The 15492-nt window shown below is 53.8% G+C and carries 16 protein-coding genes; 5 read left to right on the top strand and 11 right to left on the bottom strand.

The genetic code is table 11. The annotated features are described in order from the left end of the window. Positions 1 to 27: 27 nt before the first annotated feature. Positions 28 to 1401: an anaerobic C4-dicarboxylate transporter DcuC gene (gene dcuC, locus SIK69_RS02235; RefSeq protein ID WP_319785299.1), complete on the bottom strand. Its 1374-nt coding sequence runs from the start codon at positions 1399 to 1401 to the stop codon at positions 28 to 30. Positions 1402 to 1833: 432 nt separating this feature from the next. Here dcuC and SIK69_RS02230 point away from each other — a divergent pair, with 432 nt between their 5' ends. The 3 genes from SIK69_RS02230 to cspE all read left to right on the top strand — a co-directional run bounded on the left by SIK69_RS02230 (position 1834) and on the right by cspE (position 3453). After that, positions 1834 to 1980 carry a hypothetical protein gene (locus SIK69_RS02230; protein ID WP_319785298.1) on the top strand — a complete coding sequence of 49 codons (147 nt, stop codon included), beginning with the start codon at positions 1834 to 1836 and terminating at the stop codon, positions 1978 to 1980. 547 nt (positions 1981 to 2527) lie between these two features. Continuing rightward, positions 2528 to 3052, top strand: coding sequence for a lipid IV(A) palmitoyltransferase PagP (gene pagP, locus SIK69_RS02225; RefSeq protein WP_374941361.1), 525 nt, complete (start codon positions 2528 to 2530; stop codon positions 3050 to 3052). Between the two features lie 191 nt (positions 3053 to 3243). After that, positions 3244 to 3453: a transcription antiterminator/RNA stability regulator CspE gene (gene cspE, locus SIK69_RS02220; protein ID WP_004100146.1), complete on the top strand. Its 210-nt coding sequence runs from the start codon at positions 3244 to 3246 to the stop codon at positions 3451 to 3453. A gap of 78 nt (positions 3454 to 3531) precedes the next feature. Here the strand turns inward: cspE and crcB are convergent, their stop codons facing one another. Then, complete coding sequence (gene crcB / locus SIK69_RS02215; protein ID WP_319626937.1) at positions 3532 to 3909, bottom strand: fluoride efflux transporter CrcB; 378 nt, start codon at positions 3907 to 3909, stop codon at positions 3532 to 3534. An 88-nt stretch (positions 3910 to 3997) separates the two neighbouring features. On the opposite strand from crcB, the gene SIK69_RS02210 reads away from it, so the two are divergent. Further along, entirely contained in the window at positions 3998 to 4786 is a 789-nt protein-coding gene (locus tag SIK69_RS02210; protein ID WP_319785297.1) for a deaminated glutathione amidase, read from the top strand. 127 nt (positions 4787 to 4913) lie between these two features. Beyond that, positions 4914 to 5117: a twin-arginine translocase subunit TatE gene (gene tatE, locus SIK69_RS02205; RefSeq protein ID WP_319626939.1), complete on the top strand. Its 204-nt coding sequence runs from the start codon at positions 4914 to 4916 to the stop codon at positions 5115 to 5117. 128 nt (positions 5118 to 5245) lie between these two features. Here tatE and SIK69_RS02200 read toward each other — a convergent pair whose 3' ends face one another. The 9 genes from SIK69_RS02200 to mrdB all read right to left on the bottom strand — a co-directional run bounded on the left by SIK69_RS02200 (position 5246) and on the right by mrdB (position 15491). Continuing rightward, the gene (locus tag SIK69_RS02200; RefSeq protein WP_319785296.1) at positions 5246 to 6604 is read right to left on the bottom strand and encodes an 8-oxoguanine deaminase; all 1359 of its coding nucleotides are present in this window, start codon (positions 6602 to 6604) and stop codon (positions 5246 to 5248) included. An 80-nt stretch (positions 6605 to 6684) separates the two neighbouring features. Next, entirely contained in the window at positions 6685 to 8073 is a 1389-nt protein-coding gene (locus tag SIK69_RS02195) for a uracil-xanthine permease family protein (RefSeq protein WP_319785295.1), read from the bottom strand. Between the two features lie 248 nt (positions 8074 to 8321). Then, entirely contained in the window at positions 8322 to 9287 is a 966-nt protein-coding gene (gene lipA, locus SIK69_RS02190) for a lipoyl synthase (RefSeq protein WP_319626942.1), read from the bottom strand. Positions 9288 to 9498: 211 nt separating this feature from the next. Next, complete coding sequence (locus SIK69_RS02185; RefSeq protein ID WP_319626943.1) at positions 9499 to 10452, bottom strand: YbeF family transcriptional regulator; 954 nt, start codon at positions 10450 to 10452, stop codon at positions 9499 to 9501. Positions 10453 to 10752: 300 nt separating this feature from the next. After that, on the bottom strand, positions 10753 to 11394 hold the full coding sequence (gene lipB, locus SIK69_RS02180) for a lipoyl(octanoyl) transferase LipB (RefSeq protein WP_319785294.1): 642 nt from the start codon (positions 11392 to 11394) through the stop codon (positions 10753 to 10755). Between the two features lie 90 nt (positions 11395 to 11484). Then, complete coding sequence (gene ybeD, locus SIK69_RS02175) at positions 11485 to 11748, bottom strand: DUF493 family protein YbeD (protein ID WP_097164602.1); 264 nt, start codon at positions 11746 to 11748, stop codon at positions 11485 to 11487. A gap of 107 nt (positions 11749 to 11855) precedes the next feature. Beyond that, positions 11856 to 13055: a D-alanyl-D-alanine carboxypeptidase DacA gene (gene dacA, locus SIK69_RS02170; protein WP_319626945.1), complete on the bottom strand. Its 1200-nt coding sequence runs from the start codon at positions 13053 to 13055 to the stop codon at positions 11856 to 11858. A gap of 137 nt (positions 13056 to 13192) precedes the next feature. Then, a complete protein-coding gene (gene rlpA, locus SIK69_RS02165) occupies positions 13193 to 14365 on the bottom strand; it encodes an endolytic peptidoglycan transglycosylase RlpA (protein WP_319785293.1) in 1173 nt (390 codons plus the stop codon). Between the two features lie 13 nt (positions 14366 to 14378). Further along, positions 14379 to 15491, bottom strand: coding sequence for a peptidoglycan glycosyltransferase MrdB (gene mrdB, locus SIK69_RS02160; RefSeq protein WP_319626981.1), 1113 nt, complete (start codon positions 15489 to 15491; stop codon positions 14379 to 14381). Position 15492 lies beyond the last annotated feature (1 nt).

Genomic DNA, 15492 nt, shown 5'->3' with positions numbered 1-15492 from the left:
CAGACGCCTTTTCATCACTGTGCGTTATTAATGCACAACCCCGACAGGGACCATTAACTCGGTAGCGATAATCACCACGACCAGGCCCACCAGCACCGGAATCGAGGTACGCTTAACCACTTCAAACGGCGAAATTTTGGCCATCCCGGAGACGGCAACCACCACGCCGGAGACCGGCGAAATGGTGCGTCCAAGGTTTGACGCTTGCAGCATTGGAATCGACAGGTACGCCGGGTTGATGCCGGAGCTGTGTGCCAGTTTCGGGATCATCTCGACGAACGCGTAGAACGGCGCGTTACCGGAGCCGGTGGTCATCGCCGCCAGCATGGTCAGCACGACCAACACCAGCATCAGGATGATGCTTGCCGAGCCGAACGAGGTCGCGATGGAAATCAGGCTATCGATGAAGCCGATGGTGCTCAGGCCCTGGGCGAAGACGCCCGCCGCAACCAGCAGCATGACCACGCTTGCGAAAGCATCCGCCATGCCGCGATACGCCACTTCCAGACCGGAAAAGACCTTTTGGGTGTTAAAGCCGCGGAAGAATTCCAGAATCGCCGCCACCAGCATACAGATAACCAGAATGGTGATGATGTGCAGTTCTGGGCCCCATTTACCGTCAAAAATCAGCACGCCGATAATCGGGGTAAACGGCAGAATGGCGTAGAACGACGGCGCGTTGGTGGTGATTTCGCTGACGTCGAGCATCTCGTGGGAGATGTTCTCTTTTTTATCGAGATAGCGCTGCCAGAAGAAATGCGCCACCGCCATGCAGACAATCGCCGCGATGGAAATCGGCAGGGTGGTTTTAAAGGCAAAGTCGATCAGTGGCATCTCTGCCGCTTTTGCCGCCAGCACTACGTCGCCGGAGGTTGGAGAGAGGATAATTGCCGCCGGAGAGGCACAGATAGCAGCGGCTGCGCCACGGCTGATCCCCACGTTGACCATGACCGGGAACAGGGTGCCCATCAGTAATACGCCCAGCCCGGTAGCAGAAGAGACCGCCAGCGACATCAGGCATGCCACAAAGTAAGCGGCAATCATCAGAATGTACGGCGAATTGATGAAGCGCAGCGGTTTGGAAGTCAGTTTGACCACCATGTCATTCGCGCCGATGTGGGTCATGTAGGCGGCAAAACCGCACAGCATCATGATCATCATGCCCAGGTCGCCGCCACGACTCATCAGCAGAATTTTAATGTATTCGACGATGTCAGTCGCGGAGTAGCCGGTGCTGCTGGCGCTGGCCGGCAGGATTTTGTGGCCCATCAGGGCGCTGGCGATCAGCAGTACCAGGCCGCCTACGAACAGCACGCCCGTCGCGGAATAGCCTTTGATGATATAGCGGGCGACGCCCACAATGACGACCACTCCGATAAGGAGCTCAAACAACGTTAGCATGATGGTTTCCTGTTACTGCTGCCCAAAGAAAGTGCTTATAAAAAATAGAAGTAGGGGAATGTGCCCAATAAACGGCCAAACCTTACTGACGGAAATCAATAAATCGGCAACCACAACCCGTCGACACGTCAAAATAAACACCGCTATCACATTATATCTATTTATTTGGTGAATGTTTCGGATTCTGATGACGCGAAAATGAAACGTAAAATTGAATGGCATTAGCCTGGCGTACATCCCAAGACGCGTGCTCTGGCGGGTTGGTGCCGGAGCTTCAGTCCCTGGTGAGTACGCTGGTGGGCGGCGAAAACGTAGAGCAGACCATTGAAGGGGGCGAATGTGATTCGATAAAGGTCCGCCATCCGCGGGATTGAGGCGATAACGCTGACCAACTGCGCCCAGTTACCGGAGCTCACTGCGACGGGGAATCTGGTGAGGCTGGGCGAGCTGGTCGAGGGGCGTATCAGCGAAGGGCCGCCGATGCAGCCGCGCGTGGGGCAGAAAGTGACCTTGCCGCAAGGGGGGCACTCTCAAGGTCAGGGCAATGCGAATATCTGGAACGCGCTACTGCCAAGTTAAAAATAGTCCTGTCGGTGACCCTGATGATTATTTTTGTTCTGCTGTGGCTGATATTTAAACGTATATCTGTTCTGTTGCTGCTCATGGGCATATTGCCTGGTGGCATCTGGTTATTGTGGCTGCTGGGTATACTTGTTGGTGGCGAGTGCCGTCGGATGTCTTTCCCAGAAAGGCATGAATAACACTCTACTGTTAAGGGTTATTCATAATGGCAACCATGTTGCTGGTGTGCCCTTATGTGATGACTGAGGTGACTATAATGGCCGTATTGATCACCCCCCGTTTGCTCTCGATGCTGGTCATTCCCGCAGTGTGTCAATTATTCCCGCAGTCAAAGTAAGAATAATCCTGGCGGTTTCATATATGTTGAACATAAACCGCGCCTGAAAAGGTGTTGTTTTCCTACAGGCAGAAAGGATTAATCCGCTATCGTTAAGGTTATATTAATTTTACGCTTGTTATTCTGTGCAGGTACGAACGACAAGTGGTTATTTTTGTGTCTAAATTAATTAAATTCTTAGTGCTTGCAGGGATATTATCCAGCCAACTGCTGTTTGCCTCTTTCGCAAAGGCCACTATCAGCGCCAGCGTCAGCGACGCTTTTTCCACGCTCGGCGATAATATTGCCCAGACGTGGTCTTCTCCGGCGCATTACGATCTGTACGTTCCGGCGATTACCTGGCATGCGCGTTTCGATTATGATAAGGAAAAGACGGACAAATACAACGAGCGCCCGTGGGGGGCGGGTTTTGGACAGTCACGTTGGGATGACAAAGGGAACTGGCACGGCCTGTATCTGATGGCATTCAAGGACTCCTTCAATAAATGGGAGCCTATCGGCGGCTACGGCTGGGAGAAAACCTGGCGTCCGCTGGCCGATGATAAGTTCCATTTAGGCCTCGGTTATACCGTTGGGGCAACGGCGCGGGATAACTGGAACTATATCCCCATCCCCGTGGTGTTACCCCTGGCGTCCATCGGATATGGGCCTGCGACGTTCCAGATGACTTACATTCCAGGCACTTATAACAACGGTAACGTCTACTTTGCGTGGATGCGCTTCCAGTTTTAATGGGCAAAAGATGTGATTTCTGGCTGCGAGCCTGAAGTCGTGCGTAAAAACAACGACTAACTCTCAGTCTCGGTAAAATTTAGCGATTTTTATCACTTTTTCGCTATCTAGGACTGGACAAAAGTCACCACAATTGCTGTACTGTTAGCCGACACAGCATTTGTGTCCATTTTCATGTAAAGGTAATATTGATGTCTAAGATTAAAGGTAACGTTAAGTGGTTTAATGAGTCCAAGGGCTTTGGTTTCATTACTCCGGAAGATGGCAGCAAAGATGTATTCGTACACTTCTCTGCAATCCAGTCCAACGGTTTCAAAACTCTGGCTGAAGGTCAGCGTGTAGAGTTCGAAATCACTAACGGTGCCAAAGGCCCATCTGCTGCAAACGTAATGCCTATCTAAGCATTTCGACAGTAGAATATAAAAACCCGTCACTGACGGGTTTTTTTTTGCCTGTTTTTCAGTGGCTAATGCTTCGCATCAGCGGGCCGCTGAAAAAATCCACATCGCCGCCGCCGTCATCGCAAACGATCCCAACAGGTTGACCGCCATGTTCAGCAGCGCCCAGCCGAATCGCCCATCCTGCAATAAAAACACCACTTCGGCCGAAAACGTCGAGAAAGTGGTTAATCCGCCGCAGAAACCGGTGGTGATAAGCAGCTTCCACATCGGGTCAATGTGGGTCATCCGATTGAACCACGCCAGGCCGGCACCGATAATAAACGCGCCGAGCAGGTTTGCCGTCAATGTTCCGACAGGAATGGCATGATGCAGTGGGTTCAGACGCATACCGAGCAGCCAGCGCAACACGCTGCCGGTTCCTCCCCCAATAAAAACGGCTAAAAGGATTTGTAACACCGCCAATTCCTGCTATTTGATTACGTTAGGGTTCTATCTTAGCGCCGGGCTGGGTTAATGGCTACGGCAAGACATTGAGGAAAATGTTATGCGTGTTGCTGCCGGACAATTTGTCGTCACACCTGACTGGCCCACCAATGCCGGTACCTGTGTTTTGTTGATGCAGCAGTCAGCGCAGCAGCAGGCATCGCTGTTGGTGCTGCCTGAGGCGCTGTTAGCCCGGGATGATAATGACCCGGATATGTCGGTAAAGTCGGCTCAGGGGCTGGATGGTGGCTTTTTAAGGCTGCTGCTGGATGAAAGCCGACGAAATGCGATGACCACCGTACTGACCGTTCACGTCCCGACTCGCGAAGGTCGTGCCGCAAATACGCTGGTGGCGTTGCGTGGCGGGGAAATCATTGCCCAGTATCAGAAACTGCATCTGTATGATGCATTTAATATTCAGGAGTCAAAACGGGTCGATGCCGGAAAGGTGCTCCCGCCGCTGATTGAGGTGGACGGGATGAAGGTTGGGCTGATGACCTGTTACGATTTACGCTTCCCGGAAATGGCGCTGGCGCAGGCGCTTCAGGGTGCCGAGGTTTTAGTCTTACCGACCGCCTGGGTCCGCGGTCCGCTGAAAGAGCACCACTGGGCGACGCTGTTGGCAGCCCGCTCGCTGGATACGACATGCTATATCGTGGCGGCCGGGGAGTGCGGGAACAAGAATATCGGCCAGAGTCGAATTGTCGATCCGCTGGGCGTTACCCTGGCCGGGGCGGGAGGCACGCAGCAGCTGATTTATGCCGACGTCAGTCGCGCGATATTGCAGCAGATCCGTGCGCAGTTGCCGGTACTTAACAACCGCCGCTTTGCGCCACCGCAAATAATGTGATGTTTTTTTAATCAGTGCTTGATTCACCTTGTTACAGATTGCTATTGTGTGCCCTCGCTAAATGACCGTTAATTAGCTACGGTTTTGTTGGCGCGTTTTGTAGCCTGTTTTAATCAAGAAGGTATCTATGGGTGAGATTAGTATTACCAAGCTGCTGGTGGTTGCCGCACTGATTGTTCTGGTGTTCGGCACCAAGAAATTGCGTACGCTGGGCGGAGACCTGGGTTCAGCAATTAAAGGCTTTAAGAAAGCCATGAACGACGACGATACGACGGCCAAGAATACGGCAGAAGACGACGTCCCGGCAGAAAAACTCTCTCATAAAGAGTAACGTCGCAGTCAGAAACGACGTGCTGCACGCGTATTTCGGGCAGGTCATTTCATCGACGCCAACGAGTTAGCCAGAGAGGCCACAACAGATTCCGTTGCGGCCTCTTGTCATTTTTACCGCTTTTTTCCTCAGAAAGTTGCAACCAACTGTTTCGCCGCTTCGCGATGTAAAACCTTCAGTCGCTCGCAGTCCAGCCCGCAAATTTCACCGTCAACCACCCGCCACTCACCGCCGACCATCACTCTGTCAGCACGTTCAGCCCCGCAGAGGATCAACGCCGAGAGCGGATCGTGGCTGCCACTAAAGCGTAGATCGTCCAGACGGAACAGCGCCAGATCGGCCTGTTTGCCCACCCGGATCTCGCCCAGATCGTGACGGCCCAATAAACGCGCCGAGCCCTGCGTCGCCCAGCTCATTACTTTTTGCGGCGTGATACGTTTGGCCCCATAACGCAGACGCTGTAGATAGAGCGCCTGACGGGTTTCGAACATCAGGCTTGAGGCATCGTTGGACGCTGAGCCATCGACGCCCAGCCCGATTATCGCCCCTGCCTCTTCCAGTTCCAGCGTCGGACAAATCCCGGATGCCAGCCGCATGTTTGACACCGGGCAGTGGCAAATCCCCACGCCTGCCGCGCCAAGGCGGCGAATTTCGTCGGCGTTAAAATGAATGCCGTGAGCCAGCCACGTCCTGTCGCTTAGCCAACCCACTTTTTCCAGATAATCGACGGTGCGCAACCCGAAACGTTCAAGGCAGAATGCTTCTTCATCCAGCGTTTCCGCCAGATGGGTATGCAAGCGTACGTCGTGCGCGGCAGCCAGTCGCGCGCTCTCCTGCATAATCTCTTCGGTTACTGAAAACGGGGAGCAGGGCGCAAGCGCAATTTGAATCCACGCCCCCTCACCGCGCTGATGATAACGCCGAATCAGCCGCTGGCTGTCCTCCAGAATGGCCTCACCTGACTGCACCGTTTGCTGTGGCGGCAAGCCGCCGTCCTGTTCGCCAAGGCTCATCGAACCACGGGTCAGCATCGCGCGCATCCCGAGGCTGTTCACAACCTCAACCTGCACATCAATCGCATTTTCCATGCCTTCCGGGAACAGATAGTGATGGTCGCTGGTGGTAGTGCAACCGGAAAGCAGCAGCTCCGCCATCGCGACCTGGCTTGCCAGCTTTAGCGCCTCGGGGGTGAGCTTCGCCCACACCGGATACAGCGTTTTCAGCCACGGGAACAGCGGCTCATTGACCACGGGTGCCCATGCCCGGGTCAACGTCTGGTAAAAATGGTGATGGGTATTGATAAGACCCGGTAATACCACATGATCGCGTGCGTCGAAGTTTGTGTCGCAGGGAATGGACGGGGTAACGCCCGCCGCCAGCACTTCGCTGATTTTGCCTGCTTCTATGACAATGCCACCCCGGGCATCAACGCCGTCCGGGGTGAAAATGGCCTGCGGGTTTTTGATCCAAATACGGCTAGCGCACATCGCTAACTCCTCCGGTTGGTGAATGAGAGAGTCAGCTCAGTTATGCCCTGTCTGCTGATCCAGGGGCGCATCATGCGCGGTTATTTTTCGATGGCGGGAGTTTCAATGACAGGTTTTGCGGCCACCTCATCGCTGTCGGTACGCTCAGCGGGCAGCACCAGATTGAGCAATATTGCCATTAAGCCACCGCTGGCGATGGCCGAACCCAACAGGCTCTTGCAAACCGCAGGCAGATGACTCAGAAACTCAGGCTCTGCCTCTATACCCAGACCGATACCAAATGAGACCGCGATGATCAGCATGTCCCGGCGGGTCAAGGGGGATTGGGTCATGATGCGGATCCCGGCGGCCAGTACGCTGCCAAACATCACCAGCGTCGCACCGCCCAGCACCGGAGCGGGGATCTGCTGCACGATGGCACCAAAGACAGGAAACAGTCCCAGCAGCGCCAACAGGACACCAATCCAGATGCCCACGTGACGGCTGGCCACGCCGGTCATTTGGATCACGCCATTATTTTGCGCAAAGGTAGTGCTCGGCAGGGCAGAAAACATGGCGGCCAGGATGCAGCTCACGCCATCGGCGAGAATACCGCCCTTCAGGCGTGCCACGTAGCGCTCGCCTTCAATCGGCTGACGTGACAACAGGCAGTTGGCGGTAAGGTCGCCCACCGCTTCCAGAATGCTGATCAGCGAGATCAGCGCCAGGGGTAAAAAGAGGCTGTAGTCAAAATTGAAACCAAAGCGGAAAGGCTGTGGCACCGCTATCCACGCCTGATTAAATGGCTGCCAGCTCAGCTTCCCGCTACACCACGCCGCGATACAGCCGATGGCAATCCCAAGGATCACCGCGCTCAATCGCAGCCAGCGGCTGCGGGCCCGGCTGAACAGTACAATGGTGCCGAGCGTCAACAGGCCGAGCAGCAAATTGCCCGGTGCGCCGAAATCTTTCACGTTATGCCCGCCGCCCCAATCGGTGATGCTGACTTTGATCAGGCTGATCCCGATCAGGCATACCACGGTGCCACTGACCAGCGGGGTGATGACCCGGCGTAATTGCCCGAGAAAACGACTGACCACCATCGGAATAAACGCCGCCACAAACGTCAGGCCGAAAATCATGGCCATGATTTGTTCCGGCCCACCGCCCTTGCTTTTGACGCTAAACCCGGCGGCAAGCAGCACGCTCAGAAAGGCAAAGCTGGTGCCCTGCAGGCAAATCATGCCCGCACCGATGCCAAAGAAACGCCGTGCCTGCAAGAATGTCCCCACACCAGAGACAATCAGCGACATGCTAATGAGCCATGGTAGGTAAGCATTCAGGCCTAAAACTGAGCTGACAATCAGCGGCGGGGTAATAATCCCGACCAGACTCGCCAGCACGTGCTGGAGCGCGGTTAAAAACGCCGGAAGCGGGGCGGGCTTCTCTTCCAGCCCGTAAATCAGTGAGTCAGGTGTATGTTCAGACATGGGGCTACTCCTTCAATTCTGGATGAAGAAGGTAATGCATGAAACGATCCACAAATTCAGAGGGAGGCAAAAAAGACAGTCCAGGGCTGATGACGCTGATTTAACGTAGGAAAGACAAAAGCGAAGGGTGAGTCAAAAGTTTCACTGAGGCAATTTTGCACCGCGATGGTGCTGAAAGGGTCACATCCTGCGCCAAAATAAAAAGGCCGCAGCGAATACGCGGCGGCCTCTGTCTGATGCGGCAAAGATTACTTAACTTCGAGACCTTTAGCCTGCAGATCGGCATGATAAGAAGAACGGACGAAAGGACCACAGGCCGCGTGGGTGAAGCCCATCGCCAGTGCTTCCGCTTTCATCTCTTCAAACTCGTCAGGGCTTACGTAGCGCTGAACCGGCAGGTGGTGACGGCTTGGCTGCAGATACTGTCCCAGGGTCAGCATGGTCACACCGTGGCGGCGCAGGTCACGCATCACTTCAACGATTTCAGCGTTGGTTTCTCCCAGGCCAACCATCAAACCAGACTTGGTCGGAATGTCCGGGTGCGCTTCTTTAAAACGCTCCAGCAGTTTCAATGACCAGTTGTAGTCAGCACCTGGACGAACCTGACGATAAATACGCGGTACGTTTTCCAGGTTGTGGTTGAACACGTCTGGCGGCGTCGCGGTAAGAATTTCCAGAGCGCGATCCATACGGCCACGGAAATCCGGAACCAGCGTTTCGATTTTAATTGTTGGGCTCTTTTCGCGGATTGCGTCGATGCAATCGGCAAAATGTTGTGCCCCACCGTCGCGCAGGTCATCGCGGTCAACGGAGGTGATAACCACATAACGCAGTGCCATATCAGCGATGGTTTGTGCCAGCTTCTGCGGCTCGTTGGCGTCCGGTGCAACTGGGCGACCGTGGGCCACGTCGCAGAATGGGCAACGACGGGTGCAGATAGCACCGAGGATCATAAAGGTCGCTGTGCCGTGGTTGAAACATTCCGCGAGGTTAGGGCAGGAGGCTTCTTCGCACACCGAGTGCAGGCCATTTTTACGCATGGCTGCCTTAATTCCCTGAATGCGGGTGGAGTCAGCCGGAAGTTTGATTTTCATCCATTCCGGTTTTCTCAGTAGCGCTTCGCGCTCGATAGCCACGTTTTTGACCGGGATAAGGGCCATTTTATCGGCGTCGCGGTACTTAACACCGCGTTCCATCACAATGGGTTTACTCATAGCGTGCGTGTTCCAGTTGCGAGTAACGAAGGAAAGCGTTTCAATTCAAGGGAATGTTGTAATTATCAACTATTTTTGAATCTGATGGCTGGCAGTATATCATCAATCAGGGGGATAAAGCAGCCTGCCAACCCGGCAAATTGTAAACCATTTGTTGCTTTATGTGCTTTGTGCAGCATAAAACAGCAGAAAAGAACGGTTTTTTGAACGCCTAGAATGCCTGGCGAATGGCGGTGATCACACTTTGCAACACCGGGTCGCGCATGCTGAGTTTATTGTAATGCAATGAAAAATCGACTGATTCATCTCGCAACGGGACAAAATCGACCACCTGTAATGGCCAGCAGCGGGCAAACAGTCTAAAGAAGCGCGCGGGCATTAAGCCGACCAGGTCGCTACTGCCGATCAGGGCAGCAATCGTCACAAGGTTGTAACTGCTGAAGCTAATCTGCCTTTCCGGGAACATCTCATTCACGCGTTTACGCAGATCGGTATGCGCCGCCCCTTCCATCATCAGTAGCGTGAATTCGTACTGACTGAGTGTTTCTTGCATATGCGAGGTTTTAAACACCGGATGCTCTGCACGTGCCACCATCATTATCCGGTCGCTGTAGAGCACGTGATGGCTTAACGCTCGGGTACTGTACACGCTGCTGTCGATAACCAAATCGGTCTGGAATTGGCTGAGCTGAAGGCCGACATCGGTGACCGGAATATTGCGCAGCAGCAGTTGGGGGAATTTGTCTTTAATGGTCTGGTAGATGGTCGGCATGACCAGTGCGCCTACGGTCGGAGATGTCGCAATCGTTATGGTCCGCTGTTTGTCATAGCTGCCGGTCAAATCAAGTGCGCCAAGAATGGATTCCAGGCCCTGGCTGATGTACTCATGCAGATGAGTGGCATAGGCGGTGGGGGTGACGCCTTGTCCTTTGCGGATGAAAAGTGGATCAGGAAATATAGTGCGCAGCTTCTGAATAGATTGGCTAATAGCGGAGGGGGTGAGATTCAGAATTTTCGCTGCATTAACGATGCCTTTGTGTACATATACGGCCTCGAAAATCGTCAGTAAATTGAGATCGATATTTCGCAATGTTCGGAAGATTTGCGGGGTATCACTCTCCAGGCGAGGATTTATTCGGCTTTCCGGCTTTTCGTTATATTCCACACTTGTACTCCGTATTCATTCACAATATGAATGATAGTTGAAAAAATATTTATTGTTATTATGTTTGAGAGGCGATCGTATGCGGAGACAGGATTTATTTCATGTTGAACAATGCGTTATCTCTTGAACTGCGGAGCCGTCTCGTCTTTTTAGTGGTGTGTTAACGTAAAATTTTGTTGGCGGCGAAGTCACTTCTCCACCAGGCGCAGAAAAAATATAGAAAGATGTGAATAATGTAAAGGAAAACCAGGCAAAAGGACCTGGGACCCGACAAAATATCAGGTCCGGATGTATAATATATTAAGCAGTAATATATTCATGAGGGGGATTGTTTAGCAGGGCTAAAAAATGTGAAACCAGCACTGGAGAAATATTTTCGGGTTGGGCATCAGATACCCAGTGCTGCATTTGAGTCATTTCCATCCCCGCATAACCGCAAGGGTTAATCCGTAAAAACGGTGATAAATCCATGGCAACATTGAGCGCCAGGCCATGGAAAGAGCAGCCTTTTCGGATTCGCAACCCGAGCGAACAAATTTTCCGTTCACCGACATATACCCCTGGCGCATCGGCGCGGGGGTGGGCTTCAATCCCGAATTCAGCCAGCGTATTGACCACTGTCTGCTCCAGCAGCGTGACCAGTTCGCGCACCCCAAGTTTACGGCGCTTCAAATCTAACAGCACGTACATCACCTGTTGCCCCGGTCCGTGATAGGTCACCTGGCCGCCGCGATCGCTTTGAATCACCGGAATATCACCGGGAACCAGCACATGTTCTGCTTTTCCGGCCTGACCCTGGGTAAAGACGGGCTGATGCTCTACCAGCCAGATTTCATCCGGAGTGGTTTCATCACGGTGGTCAGTAAAGTCATGCATCGCCTGTGAAACAGGCTGGTAGGGCTGTACGCCTAGCTGGCGGACGAGGAGGGTGTTCAGATCCAAAACGACATCTCCGCGGAACGGGAAAACAGGGGCGAAGAGTATATCACAGAGCAGGGAAGGAGTTGCCCGGAGCACTCCGGGCAAACGGGATTACAGCACCATACGAACGATTTCGATGTTACCTAGTTCTTCATACAGGGTTTCGACCTGCTCGATGTGGGTCGCATTGATGGTGATAGATACCGAGTGGTAGTTGCCTTTGCTGCTTGGTTTTACCTGCGGAGAGTAATCACCTGGCGCATGGCGCTGCACCACTTCCACCACCTGGTCAACCAGCTCAGGCTTCGCCAGACCCATCACCTTGTAGGTAAATGAAGTAGGGAATTCAAGCAGTTCGTTAAGTTTGGTTTTCATGTCAGCTCCGGTGGTTTAAAAAGAACTGCTCCCGCGCAGGGCACGGGAGCAGTTATTGTCATGCGTAGTATATGGGGATGGAAATCACACTTTCAAGTGTGTAATTTTTAACCAAACCAGTGGTGGAACATTAATTTAATGTAATCAATGATCTTACCGAAGAAGTTACCTTCTGGAATTTCCTGCAACACCACCAGTGGACGCTGTTCGATGGTTTTACCGTCGAGCTGGAAGTTAATGGTGCCGACCACCTGGTTTTTCTGCAGCGGGGCATGCAGTTCAACGTTGTTCAGGGTATAGCTGGCTTTCAGGTCTTTCATACGACCGCGTGGGATGGTCAGATACACGTCTTTATCCACGCCCAGCGATGCACGATCGGTGTCGCCGAACCAGGCTGGTTCAGAGGCAAACTCTTTACCTGCTTTCAGTGGGTTCACGGTTTCGAAGAAGCGGAAGCCCCAGGTCAGCAGTTTCTTGCTTTCGGTTTCACGCCCTTTATAGGTCCGGCCGCCCATCACCGCAGAGATCAGACGCATCTGGCCTTCGGTAGCTGACGCAACCAGGTTATAACCCGCTTTGTCAGTGTGACCGGTTTTAATGCCATCCACGTTCAGGCTGTTGTCCCACAGCAGACCGTTACGGTTCATCTGACGGATGCCGTTGAAAGTGAACTCTTTCTCTTTGTAGATGGTGTATTCGTTCGGCACATCACGGATCAGCGCCTGGCCAATCATCGCCATATCACGCGCTGAGCTGTACTGGCCGTCTGCATCCAGGCCATGAACGGTCTGGAAGTGGGAGTTTTTCAGACCCAGGGCGCTGACGTAGCTGTTCATCAGGCCAACGAAGGCATCCTGGCTGCCGGCGACGTAGTCGGCCATTGCCACACAGGCATCGTTCCCGGACTGCAGGTTAATTCCGCGAATCAGCTGGGAAACAGGAACCTGCATACCTGGCTTCAGGAACATCAGCGATGAACCTTTGAACACCGGGTTGCCGGTTGCCCATGCGTCGGTGCCAACGGTGACCAGATCGGATTCTTTAAATTTGCCTGCTTTCATCGCCTGGCCGATGACATAGCTGGTCATCATTTTGGTCAGACTCGCCGGGTCACGGCGTTGGTCAGCGTTCTGCTCGGCCAGGACTTTACCTGAGTTATAGTCGATCAGAATGTAGGATTCCGCGTCAATTTGCGGAACGCCAGGGATCATGGTTTTGATGTTCAGGTCATCAGCGTGGGCAGCGGAGGTCAGTGCTGCGACGGACAATGCCGTGATGAGTAAGCGAGCAGAAAAAGAGGTCTTCATGGTCAGAACAACGACATCCGTGATGGAGTTAAAAAAGTGCCTAACTATAGCAAATGCGCTGGGAGCAGGCATCCTGCAATGCGTATGATATTGTTAACGGTTTTAACATACGCACTGCGTTCGGATGCCCGGTCTTGTTAGTTGGCGTGAGTAATAAATGACTGTAACTGCGCTTCGCTTTGCAGGCGCTGTTGTACTGTTCCGGCTTCGGATTTGCTGCTAAACGGCCCTAACTGAATACGCCAGACGGCTCCGTTTTGCGTCACCCGGCCCGGGACAGAAAATTGTTGGCTCAGACGCTGTTGATACTGCTGCGCACGAGCCTGATCGCTGACGGCACCGACCTGAACCACATAGCTACCGCTAGTCGCCGCAGAGGCGGCAGCAGGTGCGGTTGCCGGAGCAACGCTACCCTGCGTGGATCCAGGAGCCGTAACGGGCGCACTCTGTGTTGCGACCGGTTGCACGGCTGCAGTTTGCGGGGCGGCTGATTGAACGGCTGCCGCCGCGACCACAGGCGTTGCCGCCGGGGCGCTGCTTTCCAGCACGCCATTGTTCAGCGGGGTCGGTGCGCCCAGGAAGCCACTGCTGCTGACTGGCGCACCGGTGTTATCTTCCGGTTTCAGCGTGTCATTACTGATCGCGCGCACGTCGCTTTGCGGGGTTGTGTCCTGCGGAGCAGAGGACACGCTGCCCATTCCGCCGTTCAAATCAGGGCGAGCCGGTAGGGCGTATGTTTGTTTGGCAATGGTGGTACAGGCGGTACCTGGCCCGGACATTGTCCCGTCCTGCGCGACAATAATCGGGTCGATTCGCACCTTGGTGTTGTTCGAGGTATTCAGGCGATCGGCGGCAGCACGGGAAAGCGAAATCACGCGATCGTTGCCATACGGGCCGCGATCGTTGATGCGCACAATCAACATCCGACCGTTTGCCAGGTTGGTGATGCGGGCATAGCTCGGAACCGGCAGCGTTGGATGCGCGGCGGTGAGTTGCATCGGATCAAAAGGTTCGCCCGAAGCGGTCAGGTTACTCCCCGGTTCGGCATCGTAAATCGCCGCGAGTCCCGCCTGGCTGAAGTTCGACGGATCCTGGACGATTTTGTAATTTTTGCCGTCACGCTGATAGTCCTGATTTACCGACGGATTCGGGATTTCAAAGCGCGGATCGGCACCGCTTATTTCCACGGTAGGGCCATTACAGACCGCCGGTTTCGGTGCGGTGACGGTTTGCTGCTGTTGCCCATCGTCACTTGTACATGCCGCCAGTAAGCTAGCGGCGATGCAGATCCCAAGCCATTGTTTACGCATCAGTGCGCACCCCTTATACGCTTTTCGACAACATTTTTCTGTGGGTGTGTATCGACATAACGATACCAAACCCGGCCATCAGTACGATCAGGGCAGAGCCCCCATAGCTGACCAGCGGTAGTGGAACACCAACCACCGGTAAGATGCCACTCACCATACCAATATTTACGAAGACATAAACGAATAAAATCAACATTAAGCCACCTGCCATCACGCGGCCAAAGCTGGTTTGCGCCTGAGCGGCAATCCACAGACCACGCATGATCAGCAGCACATACAGGGCGAGCAATACCAGGAAGCCAATCAGGCCTAGCTCTTCTGCCAGTACCGCGAAGATAAAGTCAGTGTGGCGTTCAGGCAGGAATTCGAGCTGTGACTGGGTACCATGCAGCCAGCCTTTGCCGCGTAACCCTCCAGAGCCGATAGCGATTTTAGACTGAATAATATGATAGCCCGCGCCGAGTGGATCGGTTTCCGGGTCGAGCAGCATCATCACGCGCTGACGTTGATAATCATGCATCAGGAAGAACCACAGAATCGGGATAAATGCCGCGACGAGCACGACGGCCACGCCAATCAGACGCCAGCTAAGCCCTGCCAGGAACAGCACGAACAGGCCGGAGAGGGCGATAAGAATCGAGGTGCCGAGGTCAGGCTGTGCCGCGACCAACAGCGTCGGCAGGAAAATCAGCACCAGCGCGATGCCAGTGTTTTTCAGCGTCGGCGGGCATACGTCACGGTTGATAAAGCGCGCCACCATCAGCGGAACCGCAATTTTCGCAATCTCCGACGGCTGGAAACGCACCACGCCTAAGTCCAGCCAGCGCTGCGCACCTTTAGAAATTGCGCCAAAGGCATCGACGGCAACCAGCAGGATGATACAGAAGATATACAGCCACGGTGCCCAACCCTCGTATACCCGAGGCGGGATCTGCGCCATCACCACCATAATCACCACGCCCATCGCAATCTGGCCGATTTTACGTTCCATCATGCCGATGTCCTGACCGCTGGCGCTCCAGATAACCAGCGCACTGTAGGTCAGCAGTGCCAGAAGAATCAGTAGCATCGTCGGGTCAAGGTGGATTTTATCCCACAGCGATTTCTTGTTCGGATTATCCGTCATT

The organism is Scandinavium lactucae (assembly GCF_033843265.1).
GTDB lineage: Bacteria > Pseudomonadota > Gammaproteobacteria > Enterobacterales > Enterobacteriaceae > Scandinavium > Scandinavium lactucae.
This window is presented reverse-complemented; position numbering and strand designations above follow the sequence as displayed.